The sequence below is a fragment of the Ferrimonas senticii DSM 18821 genome, assembly GCF_000422665.1.
Lineage (GTDB): Bacteria > Pseudomonadota > Gammaproteobacteria > Enterobacterales > Shewanellaceae > Ferrimonas > Ferrimonas senticii.
In genome coordinates, this window is record NZ_AUGM01000030.1 from 1 (window position 1) to 16,619 (window position 16,619).

Here is a 16,619-nt window from a genome sequence, read left to right on the forward strand (position 1 = left end):
GTACGCCTACCTGGCGAGACAGCAGGATGTGCTCACGAGTCTGTGGCATTGGACCGTCGGTCGCAGCACAAACCAGGATCGCGCCGTCCATCTGAGCAGCACCGGTGATCATGTTCTTAACGTAGTCAGCGTGTCCTGGGCAGTCTACGTGTGCGTAGTGACGTGCTTCGGTGTCGTACTCTACGTGAGAAGCTGCGATGGTGATACCACGCTCACGCTCTTCTGGAGCGTTGTCGATCTGGTCGAATGCACGAGCGGTACCGCCGTGTGCTTTAGCCAGAACAGAGGTGATAGCTGCAGTCAGAGTGGTTTTACCGTGGTCAACGTGGCCAATGGTACCAACGTTAACGTGCGGTTTCGTACGTTCAAATTTTTCTTTAGACACGGCGTCTTTCCTTTCAAAATACGACCCGGTTGCGAGCAACCGGATCTGTTAACGAACTGGTGTTCGATTAGCCCATGCGGGCTTCAATAATGCCCTGCGCAACGTTGTTCGGGGTCTCGTTGTACTCCGCAAACTCCATCGAGTAGGAAGCACGACCCTGAGTGGCGCTACGCAGGTCGGTGGCATAGCCAAACATTTCCGACAGTGGCACTTTCGCGCGGACGATCTTCAGACCCGCGACGCCATCGTCCATGCCTTCGATCAGGCCACGACGACGGTTTAGATCACCCACTACGTCACCCATCCAGTCTTCTGGGGTAGTCACTTCAACCTTCATCATCGGCTCAAGCAGTACTGGTGACGCTTCCAGAGCACCTTTACGGAAGCCCATGGAACCGGCGATCTTAAAGGCCATTTCGTTCGAATCCACGTCGTGGAACGAACCGTCGAACAGGGTAGCTTTAACGTCAAGTACAGGGAAGCCTGCCAGAACGCCTTGAGCCATCTGCTCTTGGATACCTTTATCTACAGCTGGGATGTATTCCTTCGGAATTACGCCACCAACAATAGCGTTTTCAAATTCATAGCCAGCACCCGCTTCACGCGGTTCCAGCTTCAGCCAAACGTGACCGTATTGACCACGGCCGCCGGACTGACGAACAAACTTGCCTTCTACTTCTACGGTAGAACGGATGGTTTCGCGGTAGGCCACCTGTGGCTTACCGACGTTGCAATCAACGCTGAATTCGCGCTTCATGCGGTCAACAATGATGTCCAGGTGCAGTTCGCCCATACCGGAGATCAGGGTTTGACCAGATTCCTCGTCGGTTTCAACGCGGAACGATGGATCTTCAGCCGCCAGTTTACCCAGTGCTACGCCCATCTTCTCCTGATCCGCCTTAGTCTTAGGCTCTACTGCGATCTGGATCACAGGCTCAGGGAACTCCATGCGCTCCAGAATCACTTTATGGTCTGGATCACACAGGGTGTCGCCGGTGGTGACGTCTTTCAGACCAATCGCCGCAGCGATGTCACCAGCGCGCACTTCTTTGATCTCTTTACGGTCGTTGGCGTGCATCTGCACCATACGGCCAAAGCGCTCGCGCTTCTCTTTCACCGAGTTAAATACCGCCTGACCGGTTTCCGCAACGCCAGAGTAGACGCGCATAAAGGTCAAGGTGCCCACGAATGGGTCGGTGGCAATCTTGAACGCCAGTGCCGCGAACGGCGCGTTGTCGTCGGACTCACGAGAGGTCTCGTTGTCGTTCATATCAACGCCTTTGATCGCCGGTACGTCGATTGGCGCTGGCAGGAAGTCGATTACCGCATCCAGTACCGCTTGCACGCCTTTGTTCTTAAAGGCGGAACCACAGGTAGCCAGCACCACTTCGTTGTTGATGGTGCGTTGACGCAGCGCCTGCTTGATCTCGGCTTCGGACAGTTCACCCTCTTCCAGGTACTTTTCCATCAGCTCTTCAGACGCTTCAGCGGCCGCTTCTACCAGGTACTCACGCCACGCTTCGGCTTGGTCTTGGTAGTCGGCTGGAATATCGCGGTATTCAAAGGTCATGCCCTGATCCGCTTCGTTCCAAGCGATGTACTTCATCTTGATCAGATCGATAACGCCGGTGAACTCCTCTTCGGCACCTACGTTCAACTGAATTGGCACACAGGTGGCGCCCAAACGGTTGCGGATCTGCTCAACCACACGCTCAAAGTCAGCGCCGGCACGGTCCATCTTGTTCACGAATACCAGACGAGGCACTTGGTATTTATCTGCCTGACGCCATACGGTTTCAGACTGTGGCTCAACGCCTGAGGAACCACAGAACACCACCACCGCGCCATCCAGTACACGCAGGGAACGCTCTACCTCGATGGTAAAGTCCACGTGTCCTGGGGTGTCGATGATGTTGATGCGGTGCTCTGGGTGCTGCGCTTCCATACCACGCCAGAAGGTGGTGGTGGCCGCAGAAGTAATGGTGATGCCACGCTCCTGCTCCTGCTCCATCCAATCCATGGTCGCAGCGCCGTCGTGCACTTCACCGATCTTGTGGGACAAGCCAGTGTAGAACAACACACGCTCAGTGGTGGTGGTTTTACCGGCGTCAACGTGAGCACAGATACCGATGTTACGGTAGCGCTCAATCGGAGTGGTACGAGCCAAAATAAGTTCCTCTAGCCGACGCTGTGGGCGTCTTAGCAATCAATAATGATATGGGAGTGTGGGTCACTGGCGGGCGTTTGGGAAACGACCGATGATGACGCCCCATATCATTAGTGACTTATACGAAAAGTGGCGTGGCACCGAAGTGCCACGCCAAAGTCATTACCAGCGGTAATGTGCGAACGCTTTGTTCGCTTCAGCCATACGGTGAACGTCTTCACGCTTCTTAACCGCAGTGCCTTTGTTTTCGCTTGCATCCAGCAGTTCACCTGCCAGGCGCAGAGCCATCGATTTTTCGCTACGCTTACGAGCAGCTTCTACCAACCAGCGCATAGCTAGGGCATTACGACGCACTGGGCGAACTTCTACTGGCACTTGGTAAGTAGAACCACCTACACGGCGGGACTTAACTTCCACGGCCGGACGGATGTTTTCCAGAGCGGCTTCAAAGATGTCCAGGTGAGCTTTGCCAGATTTCTCTGCAGCTACATCCAGACCACCGTAAATGATTTTCTCGGCGGTAGATTTCTTACCGTCCAGCATCATTACGTTTACGAATTTCGCCAGCAGTTCGGACTTGAACTTTGGATCTGGCAGGATTTTACGTTGACCTACGACGCGACGTCTTGGCATGGGAATTCTCCGAATTTCTTCAGGTTAATCCAAAACTGGATAACAGATTTAAAAGAGTTTGGCCTTACTTAACGGAGAACCATTAAGACTTAGGACGCTTAGCACCGTACTTAGAACGTGCTTGGCGACGGTCAGAAACACCAGCGGTGTCCAGCGCGCCACGAACGGTGTGGTAACGCACACCTGGCAAGTCTTTTACACGACCGCCACGGATCAGAACAACGGAGTGCTCTTGCAGGTTGTGGCCTTCACCGCCGATGTAAGAAGTAACTTCAAAACCGTTGGTCAGACGAACACGACAAACTTTACGCAGTGCAGAGTTTGGTTTCTTAGGGGTAGTGGTGTACACACGGGTACATACGCCACGCTTTTGCGGGCACGCAGCCAGTGCAGGAACGTTGGTCTTTTGAACCTTGTCCTTACGAGGCTTACGAACTAGCTGGTTAACAGTAGCCATTCAATTCTCCTGATTCGTTAAGCCGAAACTTAACAATCGGTAGTTAGTTTGCAAAAAATCGATGCCCCAGAGTATGGGGACGCGAAATTTTAAGCACCTTCGACTGGGGTGTCAAGAATTCACCAAGGATGGATCGATCCACTCTGATCGTTGCCGATCGCTGCGGTGCCCATCTGGATTTCCAACCCCGCCAACTAAGTGCTTGTTGGAAGGTCAGTTGCGAAAACATTTCCGCAGCCTGACAACAATAAAAAAGGCGCCGTAAGGCGCCTTTTTCAATGCATTACGCTATCGATTACTCACCGATGGAGGCGTTCAGCAGATCCGCCAGGTTTTGTTCTGCTTCAGAAGCGGAAACCTGTGGGGCTGCGTCAGACTTAGCGCCTTTCGCCTTGTTGCGGTGGTAAGCGAAACCGGTACCAGCTGGGATCAGACGACCCACGGTTACGTTCTCTTTCAGACCACGCAGATCGTCGCGCTTACCGTAGGTAGCAGCGTCGGTCAGTACGCGAGTGGTCTCCTGGAACGAAGCCGCAGAGATGAACGATTCGGTCGCCAAGGAAGCCTTGGTGATACCCAACAGTTCACGCTCGTAGGTCGCTGGACGCTGGTCTTCAGCCAAGTCGCGGTTTGCCGCTTTAACGCGGGAAACTTCAACCTGTTCGCCTGGCAACAGCTCGGTGTCACCACCGTCTACGATCACACACTTACGCAGCATCTGGCGGATAACCACTTCGATGTGCTTGTCGTTGATCTTTACGCCCTGCAGACGGTAAACGTCTTGCACTTCGTTAACGATGTAGTTCGCTACGGCATGGATGCCACGCAGACGCAGAATGTCGTGCGGAGCCTCTGGACCGTCGGCGATCACTTCGCCACGCTCAACCTTCTCACCTTCGAAGACGTTCAAGTTACGCCACTTAGGGATCATCTCTTCGTAGGCTTGGCCGCCATCGTGAGGAGTGATCACCAGACGGCGCTTACCTTTGGTCTCTTTACCGAAGGAGATGGTACCGGTGATTTCAGCCAGGATCGCAGGCTCTTTCGGCTTACGGGCTTCAAACAGGTCGGCCACGCGTGGCAGACCACCGGTAATATCCTTGGTACCGCCGGATTCCTGTGGAATACGCGCAACCGCGTCACCCACGTTCACCTGCGCACCATCGTCCAGGTTCACAATCGCGTTACCGGACAGGAAGTACTGAGCTGGAACTTCGGTGCCTGGGATCAGGATGTCGTCACCAGACGCGTTCACCAGTTTCACCATCGGACGCATCTCTTTACCCGCTGCAGGACGCTGCGCAGGATCCAGAACTACGATGCTAGACAGACCAGTCAGTTCGTCGGTTTGCTTGGTCATGGTCACGCCGTCGATCATATCAACGAACTTAACCTGACCTTTCACCTCGGTGATGATTGGGTGGGTGTGTGGATCCCAGTTCGCGACGATATCGCCAGCGTTTACTGCAGAACCTTCAACCACTTCCAGAACCGCACCGTATGGCAGCTTGTGACGCTCTTTCTCACGACCCAGATCATCGATTACCGCCAGTTCGGTAGAACGGGAGGTAACTACGATCTTGTTGTCGGAGTTGATAACGAACTTCTCGTTGTGCAGCTTGATGGTACCGCTGTTCTTAATTTGAACGTTGGTTTCCGCAGACGCACGAGATGCCGCACCACCGATGTGGAAGGTACGCATCGTCAGCTGGGTACCCGGCTCACCAATCGACTGAGCTGCAACCACACCAACCGCTTCACCTTCAGCCACCATGTGACCACGGGCCAGATCGCGACCGTAACAGTTCTTACAAACGCCGAAGTCGGTTTCACAGGTGATTACCGAACGTACGATCACTTCGTCCACAGACGCGGTGTCGATCAGTTCACACAGTTTCTCATCCAGCAGGGTGTTGCGTGGGATCAGAACTTCGTCTTCGGTGCCAGGCTTGATGATGTCTTTCGCCACCACACGGCCCAGTACGCGATCCTTCAGCGGCTCAACTACGTCACCACCTTCGATCAGCGGCTTAACCACCAGACCTTCGGTAGAACCACAGTCGTCCTCAACGATCACCAGATCCTGCGACACATCTACCAGACGACGAGTCAGGTAACCGGAGTTCGCGGTCTTCAGTGCGGTATCCGCCAGACCCTTACGAGCACCGTGAGTCGAGATAAAGTACTGCTGAACGTTCAGACCTTCTTTAAAGTTCGCCTTAATTGGCGTCTCGATGATGGAGCCATCAGGCTTCGCCATCAGACCACGCATACCCGCCAACTGACGGATCTGAGCGGCACTACCACGAGCACCAGAGTCGGCCATCATAAAGATGGAGTTGAACGACTTCTGTTCTTCCTGTTCGCCATCGCGGTTGATCACGGTGTCGGTTTTCAGGTTATCCATCATCGCCTTAGCAACGCGTTCGTTGGCAGAGGCCCAGATATCGATAACTTTGTTGTAACGCTCACCCGCGGTAACCAGACCAGCTTGGAACTGTTCAGTGATCTCAGCCACTTCCGCTTCCGCGTCAGCCAGAATGGTTTTCTTCTCTTCTGGCACAACCATGTCGTTGATACCTACAGAGGTACCAGACACGGTGGCGTAGGCGAAACCGGTGTACATCAGTTGGTCAGCAAAGATAACGGTATCTTTCAGACCACACTTACGGTAGCAAGTGTTCAGTACGTTGGAGATCGGCTTCTTACCCATGTCTTTGTTGATCAGTTCAAAAGGCAGGCCTTTTGGCAGGATCAGAGACATGATCGCACGACCCACGGTGGTGTCGACGATGTGGGTAAACTCAGTCACGTTGCCTTCGGCGTCGGTGTCAGAGTCATTGATACGCACTTTTACGCGAGCGTGCAGTTCCGCCATACCAGTACGGTAGGCTTTTTCTGCTTCAGCTACGTTAGCGAAGGCCATGCCTTCACCTTTGGCGTTAATCTTTTCGCGGGTCATGTAGTACAGACCCAATACCACGTCCTGAGACGGGGTAATAACCGGCTCACCGGAGGCTGGCGACAGGATGTTGTTGGTAGACATCATCAGCGCACGAGCTTCTAGCTGAGCTTCCAGGGTCAGCGGTACGTGTACCGCCATCTGGTCGCCGTCGAAGTCCGCGTTGTACGCCGCACACACCAGTGGGTGCAGTTGCAGTGCTTTACCTTCAATCAGTACCGGCTCGAACGCCTGAATACCCAGACGGTGCAGAGTTGGTGCACGGTTCAGCAGCACTGGGTGTTCGCGAATTACTTCGTCCAGAACGTCCCAAACCTCGGCTACTTCACGCTCAACCATCTTCTTAGCGGCTTTGATGGTGGTGGCCAGGCCACGAGCTTCCAGCTTGCCGTAGATGAATGGTTTGAACAGTTCCAGTGCCATCTTCTTAGGCAGACCACACTGATGCAGGCGCAGGGTCGGACCAACGGTAATTACCGAACGGCCAGAGTAGTCCACACGCTTACCCAGCAGGTTCTGACGGAAGCGACCCTGCTTACCCTTGATCATGTCGGCCAAGGATTTCAGTGGGCGGCGGTTAGAACCGGTGATGGCACGGCCGCGACGACCGTTGTCCAGCAGCGCATCTACAGATTCCTGCAGCATACGCTTTTCGTTGCGCACGATGATATCTGGCGCAGCCAGATCCAACAGACGCTTCAGACGGTTGTTACGGTTGATTACGCGACGGTACAGATCGTTCAAGTCGGAGGTCGCGAAGCGGCCACCGTCCAGAGGTACCAGCGGACGCAGGTCCGGCGGCAGTACTGGCAGAACGCTCATGATCATCCATTCTGGCTTGTTGCCAGAGTGGTAGAAGGCTTCCATCAGCTTCAGACGCTTGGTCAGCTTCTTACGCTTGGTCTCAGAGTTGGTCTGAGGCAGCTCTTCACGCATCATGCCGATCTCGCCTTCGAGATCGATGTCTTTCAGCAGTTCTTGTACCGCTTCAGCACCCATGCGAGCGTCAAACTCGTCACCGTGCTCTTCCAGCGCGTCCAAGTACTCTTCTTCAGTCAGCATCTGGCCTTTTTCAAGCGCAGTCATGCCGCCTTCGATCACCACGTAGGATTCGAAGTACAGTACGCGCTCGATATCACGCAGAGTCATATCCAGCAGCAAGCCGATACGAGATGGCAGTGATTTCAAGAACCAGATGTGGGCAACTGGAGAAGCCAGCTCGATGTGACCCATACGCTCACGACGTACTTTAGTTTGGGTTACTTCAACGCCACACTTTTCACAGATAACACCGCGGTGCTTCAGACGCTTGTATTTACCACACAAACACTCGTAGTCCTTTACAGGACCAAAGATGCGGGCACAGAACAGGCCGTCGCGCTCTGGCTTAAAGGTACGGTAGTTGATGGTTTCCGGCTTTTTAACTTCGCCGAACGACCAAGAACGGATCATGTCTGGCGCAGCCAGACCAATCTTGATGCCGTTAAATTCTTCGGACGTATTCTGTTTCTTTAGAAACTGAAGTAAGTCTTTCACGATCGTCTCCCAGATGGAGTTTTAGATGCGCAGGCCAGCGTACTGGCCTGCGCCCTCAGCCATGCCACGTTGCCGTGGCAGCGACGGTTATTCCTGGTCCAACTCGATGTTGATACCCAGTGAGCGGATCTCTTTCAACACTACGTTGAAGGATTCCGGCAGACCTGGCTGCATAGAGTAGTTACCGTCAACGATGTTCTTGTACATCGCGGTACGGCCGTTAACGTCATCCGACTTAACGGTTAGCATCTCTTGCAGGGTGTAGGCTGCGCCGTAGGCCTGTAGGGCCCACACTTCCATCTCACCGAAACGCTGACCACCGAACTGTGCCTTACCACCCAGCGGCTGCTGGGTAACCAGGCTGTAAGAACCGGTAGAACGCGCGTGCATCTTGTCGTCAACCAAGTGGTTCAGCTTCAGCATGTACATGTAGCCAACGGTTACTGGGCGCTCGAAGGCGTTACCAGTACGGCCATCGTACAGGGTGAACTGACCAGACTCTGGCAGATCGCCAAGCTTCAGCATCGCTTTGATTTCAGACTCGGCAGCACCGTCGAACGCTGGGGTTGCGATAGGCAGACCCGCCTTCAGGTTACCAGCCAGACGGATGATCTCCGCGTCAGAGAAGGTAGACAGGTCTACTTTCTGCTGGCCGTTGCCCAGATCGTAAGCCTTCTGGATGAACTCGCGCAGTTCTTCAACTTTACGCTGCTCTTCCATCATGGCGTTGATCTTGTCACCGATACCCTTAGCGGCCATACCCAAGTGAACTTCAAGGATCTGACCGATGTTCATACGAGACGGTACACCCAGTGGATTCAGCACGATGTCGACTGGTACGCCGTTTTCATCGTGTGGCATGTCTTCAACTGGAACGATGGTGGAAATTACACCTTTGTTACCGTGACGACCGGCCATCTTATCGCCTGGCTGGATGCGACGTTTAACCGCAAGGTAAACCTTAACGATCTTCTGTACGCCTGGGTTCAGATCATCACCTTGGGTGATCTTGCGACGCTTGGTTTCGAACTTCTTGTCGAATTCCGCTTTCAGCTCGTCGTGCTGACCAGCCAACTGCTCCAGCTCGGTTTGCTTGGCTTCGTCGTCCAGTGGCAGTTCCAGCCACTTTTCGCGATCCATAGCGTCCAGCTGAGCCGCGCTCATGCCAGTAGACAACAGCAGGTTGCGAGCACGGTCGTAAACGCCGTTCTCCAGAATGCTGAACTCTTCAGTCAGATCTTTCTTCGCTTCGCGCAGCTGCATGTTCTCGATGTCGATCGCACGCTTGTCTTTCTCTACGCCATCACGGGTAAATACTTGAACGTCGATTACGGTACCGTACACGGAGTTCGGAACACGCAGGGAAGAATCTTTAACATCAGACGCTTTCTCACCGAAGATGGCGCGTAGCAGCTTCTCTTCTGGGGTCAGCTGGGTTTCGCCTTTCGGAGTTACCTTACCTACCAGAATGTCGCCAGGCTTCATCTCTGCACCCACGTACACGATGCCGGACTCGTCCAGTTTGGACAGTGCGGATTCGCCCACGTTCGGGATGTCAGCGGTGATCTCTTCTGGACCCAGTTTGGTGTCACGAGCGATACAGGACAGTTCCTGAATGTGAATGGTAGTCAGGCGATCTTCCTGAACCACGCGCTCAGACAGCAAGATGGAGTCTTCGAAGTTGTAACCGTTCCAGGTCATGAACGCTACGCGTAGGTTCTGACCCAGAGCCAAGTCACCCAGATCGGTCGAAGGACCGTCTGCCAGTACGTCACCGCGAGTCACGTTTTCGCCGATGGCGCAAACTGGACGCTGGTTAATACAGGTGTTCTGGTTAGAACGGGTGTATTTGGTCAGGTTGTAGATGTCGATACCGGCTTCACCGGCCATCAACTCTTCTTCGTTCACCTTGATTACGATGCGAGACGCATCAACGTAATCAACCACACCGCCACGCTTAGCCACTACGGTTACACCGGAGTCAACGGCTACTGCGCGCTCGATGCCGGTACCAACCAGAGGCTTGTCCGCCTTCAGGGTAGGAACCGCCTGACGCTGCATGTTCGCACCCATCAAGGCGCGGTTAGCATCGTCGTGCTCAAGGAACGGAATCAAGGACGCTGCCACAGAGATAATCTGCTGTGGAGAGATGTCCATGAACTGCACTTGATCTGGGGTTACGAAAGAAGATTCGCCCTTGTGACGTGCTGCAACCAGTTCGTCAGCCAGCATGCCGTTGTCATCGATGGTGGCGTTCGCCTGTGCGACTACGTAGTAGCCTTCTTCGATGGCAGACAGGTATTCAACTTCTTCGGTTACCTTGCCGTCGATTACACGACGGTATGGGGTTTCCAGGAAACCGTACTCGTTGGTACGAGCAAAGGTTGCCAAGGAGTTGATCAGACCAATGTTTGGACCTTCAGGGGTCTCAATTGGACACAGACGACCGTAGTGAGTTGGGTGTACGTCTCGAACTTCGAAGCCGGCACGCTCACGAGTCAGACCGCCTGGACCCAAAGCGGAAATACGACGCTTGTGGGTAACTTCGGACAGCGGGTTGTTCTGATCCATAAACTGGGACAGCTGAGAAGAACCGAAGAACTCTTTCACTGCCGCAGAGATAGGCTTGGCGTTGATCAGATCCTGAGGCATCAGGGAATCCAGATCGCCCAGAGACAGACGCTCACGTACTGCACGCTCAACACGCACCAGACCTACACGGAACTGGTTCTCGGCCATTTCGCCTACAGAACGGATACGACGGTTGCCCAAGTGATCGATATCATCGACTTCGTCACCGCCGTTGCGGATCTCGATGATCTTCTTCATCACGTCAACGATGTCTTCCTTGGTCAGGATGCCAACGCCGGTAGAGTCTTCGCGACCCAGACGACGGTTGAACTTCATCCGACCTACGGTGGACAGATCGTAACGCTCTTCAGCGAAGAACAGGTTCTCGAACAGGGCTTCAGCCGCTTCGCGGGTTGGCGGCTCGCCAGGACGCATCATGCGGTAGATCTCTACCAACGCTTCCATACGGTCGTTGGTGGAATCCACGTTCAGAGTGGTCGACATGTACGGGCCGTTATCCAGCTCGTTGAAGTACAGGGTCGCAAACTCTTTGATGCCAGCCTGAGACAGCTTAGCCACATCTTCCAGAGACAGTTCCTGGTTCGCTGCTACCAGCAGTTCGCCAGTCGCTTCGTCGATGTAGTCCTGAGCAACCACTTTGCCAGCCAAGTACTCAACTGGTACTTCCAACTGGTTAACGTTGCCTTTTTCCAGCTGACGGATGTGACGTGCAGTGATGCGACGGCCGGTTTCAACCAGCACGTTGCCGTCGTTATCTTTGATATCGAATACGGCAGTTTCACCACGCAGGCGATCTGGAACCAGATCCATCACCAGCTTGTCTTTTTTCAGGCTAAAGCGAACGCGATCGAAGAACAGATCCAGGATCTCTTGAGTGGAGTAACCCAGAGCGCGCAGGATGATCGACGCAGGCAGCTTACGACGACGGTCGATACGAACAAACAGGTTGTCCTTTGGATCGAACTCGAAGTCCAGCCAAGAGCCACGGTAAGGAATTACACGAGCGTTATACAGTACTTTACCGGAGGAGTGAGTCTTACCACGGTCGTGGTCGAAGAACACACCTGGGGAGCGGTGCAACTGAGAAACGATTACACGCTCAGTACCGTTGATAACGAAAGTACCGTTCTCGGTCATGAGCGGGATATCGCCCATGTACACTTCTTGCTCTTTGATGTCTTTAACCGCGCCGCCGTTCTCTTTGTCCAGCAGCACCATGCGCAGTTTTACGCGCAACGGAGCAGAGTAAGTGATGCCACGGATTTGGCACTCTTTTACGTCAAATACCGGCTCGCCGAGCTTATAAGAAACGTAATCAAGGGAAGCATAGCCAGAGAAGGATTTGATCGGGAATACGCTGCGGAAAGCCGCTTCTAAACCACGCTCACCCTCTGGGTCTTGCTCTAGGAAGTTTTGGAACGAGTCCAGCTGGATTGACAGCAGGTAAGGAACGTCTAATACCTTAGGACGCTTACCGAAATCCTTGCGGATGCGTTTTTTCTCGAAATCGGAGTAAACCATAGGTTCCTCTGTTCGTGATTGGAGACTGAAAAACACCGCCTAAGCAGTGTGTTCGCCTTTATTTTGGCGCAAGAACCTAACCAATAATCTCTGCCAGGCCCGCGTTCCTAGATGTTTTGACGATCCGTTTTGATCTGAAAATCGATCGAAAAAGATCGCCAGCGCATATAGCGCAAAAGGGCCGGTGGTTTTTTAACCACCAGCCCTACCCAACCTAAAAGGTTAGGCGCATAAGCTAAATTCTAGCTTACTTAAGCTCAACTTTACAGCCAGCTTCTTCCAGTTGCTTCTGCAGACCTTCAGCTTCGTCTTTAGAAACACCTTCTTTAACTGCAACAGGAGCAGACTCAACCAGAGCCTTAGCTTCTTTCAGGCCCAGGCCGGTAGCGCCACGTACTGCTTTAATAGCAGCAACTTTGTTTGCGCCAGCGTCGGTCAGAACTACGTCGAACTCGGTCTTTTCTTCAACAGCGGCAACTTCGCCACCAGCTACTACTGCTGCAGCAGCAGAAACGCCGAACTTCTCTTCCATAGCTTCGATCAGTTCAACAACTTCCATTACGGACATTGCAGCTACGGCTTCTAAGATTTGGTCTTTAGTGATAGACATTTTGATATCCTAAACAATTATTACTGAAAAAGTTTACGCAGCGTGCTGTATTAAGCAGCTTGCTCTTCTTTTTGGTCGCGCAGAGCAGCCAGGGTACGAACCAGCTTGCCAGCAGATGCTTCCTTCATGGTCATCATCAGCTGTGCGATAGCTTCTTCGTAAGTTGGCAGCTTGGCCAGACGGTCAATTTGCTCGGCAGGGATCAACTCCCCTTCGTATGCCAGTGCTTTAACCTCAAACGATTTCTCGGTCTTAGCGAAGTCTTTGAACAGACGCGCTGCAGCACCTGGGTGCTCGTGAGAAAATGCGATCAGGGTTGGACCGATGAAAGCAGGGGTCAGACACTCGTAAGAGGTGCCTTCCACAGCGCGGCGAGCCAGGGTGTTACGCACTACGCGCAGAGACACACCAGCTTTACGAGCTTGCTTACGCAGTTCGGTCATGGCGCCTACAGTTACACCGCGTGAATCGGCTACAACTGCAGACAGAGCACCGTTGGCAGCTTCGTTGACTTCAGCAACAATTGCTTTTTTGCCTTCGAGGTTTAATGCCATTGGGCTTTACTCCTGGATTCCACCTAGGCTTACGCCTAGAACTTAACAACCCTATCCAATGGACAGGGAACTTACGGTGGGAGGTTCCAGAAGAATAGAAATTCTTCTAGGGTCCTTCACCGTCTACATAGGCTGTTGTTATTAAGGAAAGTCGCCTTTCCACCTATGGTCTTGGACGATCATCTGCTAAGCAGACATCGACCCAGTGAGGCGCGAAATTATACAGATAATCCCGCACCTCGCAAGCAGCTTTTACCGAAACCGGTATTAAGCTTGTGCGTCCAGAGAAGCCTGGTCTACGGCAACACCTGCACCCATAGTGGTGGAGATGGAAACCTTCTTAACGTAGGTGCCTTTAGCTGCTGCAGGCTTAGCCTTTTTCAGAGCTACCAGCAGAGCTTCCAGGTTTTCTTTCAGCTTGTCAGCGTCAAAGTCCACTTTACCGATGGTGGTGTGGATGATGCCGTTCTTGTCGTTACGGTAACGAACCTGACCTGCTTTAGCGTTCTTAACTGCTTCAGCAACGTTAGGGGTTACAGTACCGGTTTTCGGGTTTGGCATCAGGCCGCGTGGACCCAGGATCTGACCCAGCATACCAACAACGCGCATCGCATCTGGAGAAGCGATAACTACGTCGAAGTTCATTTCGCCAGCTTTGATCTGAGCAGCCAGGTCGTCCATGCCAACCAGTTCTGCGCCAGCTTCTTTAGCTGCGTCAGCGTTTGCACCTTGGGTGAACACTGCAACGCGAACGTCACGACCGGTGCCGTGTGGCAGTACGGTAGCGCCACGAACGTTCTGGTCGGATTTACGTGGATCAACGCCCAGTTTAACGGCAACGTCAACAGACTCAACGAACTTAGCGGTAGCCAGCTCTTTCAGCAGAGCAACAGCTTCGTTCATTTCGTATTCGCGAGTAGCGTCAACTTTCTCGCGGATTACGCGCATGCGCTTAGACAGTTTAGCCATGATATTAACCCTCAACTACCAGACCCATGGAACGGGCAGTACCAGCAATAGAGCGCTTCATCGCATCGATGTCAGCACCAGTCATGTCTGCAGCTTTAGTCTCAGCGATCTCTTGGATCTGAGCGTCAGTTACAGTACCCACTTTCTGGGTGTTTGGACGACCTGAACCAGACTTCAGACCAGCAGCTTTCAGCAGCAGAACTGCAGCTGGTGGGGTCTTGGTTACGAAGGTGAAAGAACGATCAGCGTATACAGTGATCACAACTGGAATTGGCAGACCCTTTTCCAGCTTGTCAGTACGCGCGTTGAACGCCTTACAGAATTCCATGATGTTAACACCGTGCTGACCCAGAGCAGGACCAACTGGTGGTGACGGGTTTGCTGCACCAGCTGCAACTTGCAGCTTGATGTAGGCTTGGACTTTCTTAGCCATGGTTATTACCTCAAATTGGGTGATAGCGTTTAACCCGAATGGTTAAACTCCCCGTGAAAAAAGAGCGGCGAATTATAGACAAATTCGCCGCCGTATCTCAAGCATTGCTGCCGATCTTTTGATCAGGTTTTTTCTACCTGGCCAAAGTCCAGCTCTACTGGGGTAGAACGGCCGAAGATCATCACAGAAACTTTCAGGCGAGACTTCTCGTAGTCCACCTCTTCCACGGTACCGTTAAAGTCCGCAAATGGACCTTCGGTAACGCGTACCACTTCACCTGGTTCGAAGATGGTGCGGTGACGTGGAGACTCAGCAGATTCCACCAGACGGTTCAGAATCGCGTCGGCTTCTTTCTGAGAGATTGGCGCCGGACGGTCAGAGGTGCCACCGATAAAGCCCATAACCCGTGGTACGTTACGTACCAAGTGCCAAGACTCATCTTGCATTACCATCTGAACCAGTACGTAGCCTGGGAAGAACTTGCGCTCGCTCTTGCGGCGCTGGCCAGCACGCATTTCGACCACTTCTTCGGTCGGCACCAGTACTTCGCCAAACAGCTCTTCCATCTCGTGCATCTTGATGTGCTCTTTCAGGGACTGCGCAACGCGCCCTTCAAAGCCGGAGAAGGCCTGTACAACGTACCAGCGCATCTTTGGTTGTTCTGACATGCAGTTACACCCCAGTGATCAGGTTTACGATCTTCACCAGACCCATGTCCAGCAGCCACACACACAGGGCTACCAGAGCAGTCACAGCAAAAACAATCAGTGTAGTTTGGGTGGTCTCTTGACGAGTTGGCCACACCACTTTACGAACTTCTAAGCGAGCTTCCTGAGTGAAAGCCCACGCCGCCTTACCCTTAACGGTTTGTGCAGCAATAAACAGCGCCACGCCCAAAGCCGCAACTACGGCAATGGCGCGATACAGTACAGAGTACGTATCAAAATATTGGTTGCCAATTACGGCGGCCGCCACTAAAACGGCAACCGCACCCCACTTGACGATGTCCATGGAGTTGCTTTGGTCTTCGGTGTTGGTACTCATTTACTGCAATCCCGTATCGAGTCTGTGCTGATGGACTAACGCCACCTTGGCCACGCCGGCAGCAAAAAAATGGCGCTGCCCTACGTAGGACCGCCAACCGGCAAAAAAGTAGCCCTAGATTCTATTGCATTAGCAGGCAGGCTTACAAGCAAGATGGCTATTTCAACCGCAAAAACCGCGAAGCGGCGGCGATCTTAAGGGCACTAGCGCACCGTTACCGACAGCGACTTTGATTTGGCAACCACAGACCATCGACGATGATTCCGACGGCGACTGCAAGCAATCAAAATTCAGCCCCTTGCGGCGTTATGTGAATTCGCCGTTAGCAGCAAAATTGGGCGTTATAAACAACCGCCCCGCTTAGCGCTAGGCATCAACAATAACCTTGATAGAGCGCAGCAACGGTCGCTGCCACAACGCAAAAAGGCGCCCCGAGGGACGCCTTTCTTAGTGCAGTTATAGAACTACCGTTGATTACTCAACGATGGTCGCTACAACACCAGCACCTACAGTACGGCCGCCTTCACGGATTGCGAAGCGCAGACCTTCTTCCATCGCGATTGGAGCGATCAGGGTAACTTCCATCTGGATGTTGTCACCTGGCATTACCATTTCAACACCTTCTGGCAGCTCGATGGTGCCGGTGATGTCGGTGGTACGGAAGTAGAACTGTGGACGGTAGCCTTTGAAGAATGGGGTGTGACGACCACCTTCTTCTTTGGACAGTACGTACACTTCAGAAGTGAACTTGGTGTG

General features: G+C 53.1%; 13 protein-coding genes. All 13 read right to left on the reverse strand.

Annotated elements, in window-relative coordinates; genetic code table 11:
• Positions 1–385, reverse strand: a 385-nt coding sequence (locus tag G506_RS19705; protein ID WP_035387344.1) for a GTP-binding protein, incomplete at its 3' end; no start/stop codon positions are given.
• Positions 386–452: 67 nt separating this feature from the next.
• Positions 453–2,552: an elongation factor G gene (fusA, locus tag G506_RS0112950; RefSeq protein ID WP_028117231.1), complete on the reverse strand. Its 2,100-nt coding sequence runs from the start codon at positions 2,550–2,552 to the stop codon at positions 453–455.
• Positions 2,553–2,714: 162 nt separating this feature from the next.
• Complete coding sequence (rpsG, locus tag G506_RS0112955; RefSeq protein ID WP_028117232.1) at positions 2,715–3,185, reverse strand: 30S ribosomal protein S7; 471 nt, start codon at positions 3,183–3,185, stop codon at positions 2,715–2,717.
• Positions 3,186–3,267: 82 nt separating this feature from the next.
• Positions 3,268–3,642 carry a 30S ribosomal protein S12 gene (rpsL, locus tag G506_RS0112960; RefSeq protein ID WP_028117233.1) on the reverse strand — a complete coding sequence of 125 codons (375 nt, stop codon included), beginning with the start codon at positions 3,640–3,642 and terminating at the stop codon, positions 3,268–3,270.
• Between the two features lie 295 nt (positions 3,643–3,937).
• Positions 3,938–8,140, reverse strand: a complete 4,203-nt coding sequence (gene rpoC, locus G506_RS0112965; protein WP_028117234.1) for a DNA-directed RNA polymerase subunit beta' — start codon at positions 8,138–8,140, stop codon at positions 3,938–3,940.
• A gap of 87 nt (positions 8,141–8,227) precedes the next feature.
• Positions 8,228–12,253 carry a DNA-directed RNA polymerase subunit beta gene (gene rpoB, locus G506_RS0112970; protein ID WP_028117235.1) on the reverse strand — a complete coding sequence of 1,342 codons (4,026 nt, stop codon included), beginning with the start codon at positions 12,251–12,253 and terminating at the stop codon, positions 8,228–8,230.
• A gap of 247 nt (positions 12,254–12,500) precedes the next feature.
• On the reverse strand, positions 12,501–12,863 hold the full coding sequence (gene rplL, locus G506_RS0112980; protein WP_028117236.1) for a 50S ribosomal protein L7/L12: 363 nt from the start codon (positions 12,861–12,863) through the stop codon (positions 12,501–12,503).
• A 50-nt stretch (positions 12,864–12,913) separates the two neighbouring features.
• Complete coding sequence (gene rplJ / locus G506_RS0112985; RefSeq protein WP_028117237.1) at positions 12,914–13,417, reverse strand: 50S ribosomal protein L10; 504 nt, start codon at positions 13,415–13,417, stop codon at positions 12,914–12,916.
• 267 nt (positions 13,418–13,684) lie between these two features.
• Entirely contained in the window at positions 13,685–14,386 is a 702-nt protein-coding gene (gene rplA / locus G506_RS0112990; protein ID WP_028117238.1) for a 50S ribosomal protein L1, read from the reverse strand.
• Between the two features lie 4 nt (positions 14,387–14,390).
• Positions 14,391–14,819, reverse strand: a complete 429-nt coding sequence (rplK, locus tag G506_RS0112995; RefSeq protein ID WP_028117239.1) for a 50S ribosomal protein L11 — start codon at positions 14,817–14,819, stop codon at positions 14,391–14,393.
• Between the two features lie 122 nt (positions 14,820–14,941).
• Positions 14,942–15,487, reverse strand: coding sequence for a transcription termination/antitermination protein NusG (gene nusG, locus G506_RS0113005; protein ID WP_028117240.1), 546 nt, complete (start codon positions 15,485–15,487; stop codon positions 14,942–14,944).
• A 4-nt stretch (positions 15,488–15,491) separates the two neighbouring features.
• Positions 15,492–15,863, reverse strand: a complete 372-nt coding sequence (gene secE, locus G506_RS0113010) for a preprotein translocase subunit SecE (RefSeq protein WP_028117241.1) — start codon at positions 15,861–15,863, stop codon at positions 15,492–15,494.
• Between the two features lie 474 nt (positions 15,864–16,337).
• A partial coding sequence (locus tag G506_RS19710; protein WP_035387303.1) for an EF-Tu C-terminal domain-related protein occupies positions 16,338–16,619 on the reverse strand: 282 nt, incomplete at its 5' end.

Coding starts and splice junctions, on each gene's coding strand:
- rpsG (WP_028117232.1), bottom strand. CDS start 3,185: ATGCCAAGACGTCGCGTCGTAGGTCAACGTAAAATCCTGCCAGATCCA.
- rpsL (WP_028117233.1), bottom strand. CDS start 3,642: ATGGCTACTGTTAACCAGCTAGTTCGTAAGCCTCGTAAGGACAAGGTT.
- rpoB (WP_028117235.1), bottom strand. CDS start 12,253: ATGGTTTACTCCGATTTCGAGAAAAAACGCATCCGCAAGGATTTCGGT.
- rplL (WP_028117236.1), bottom strand. CDS start 12,863: ATGTCTATCACTAAAGACCAAATCTTAGAAGCCGTAGCTGCAATGTCC.
- rplJ (WP_028117237.1), bottom strand. CDS start 13,417: ATGGCATTAAACCTCGAAGGCAAAAAAGCAATTGTTGCTGAAGTCAAC.
- rplA (WP_028117238.1), bottom strand. CDS start 14,386: ATGGCTAAACTGTCTAAGCGCATGCGCGTAATCCGCGAGAAAGTTGAC.
- rplK (WP_028117239.1), bottom strand. CDS start 14,819: ATGGCTAAGAAAGTCCAAGCCTACATCAAGCTGCAAGTTGCAGCTGGT.
- nusG (WP_028117240.1), bottom strand. CDS start 15,487: ATGTCAGAACAACCAAAGATGCGCTGGTACGTTGTACAGGCCTTCTCC.
- secE (WP_028117241.1), bottom strand. CDS start 15,863: ATGAGTACCAACACCGAAGACCAAAGCAACTCCATGGACATCGTCAAG.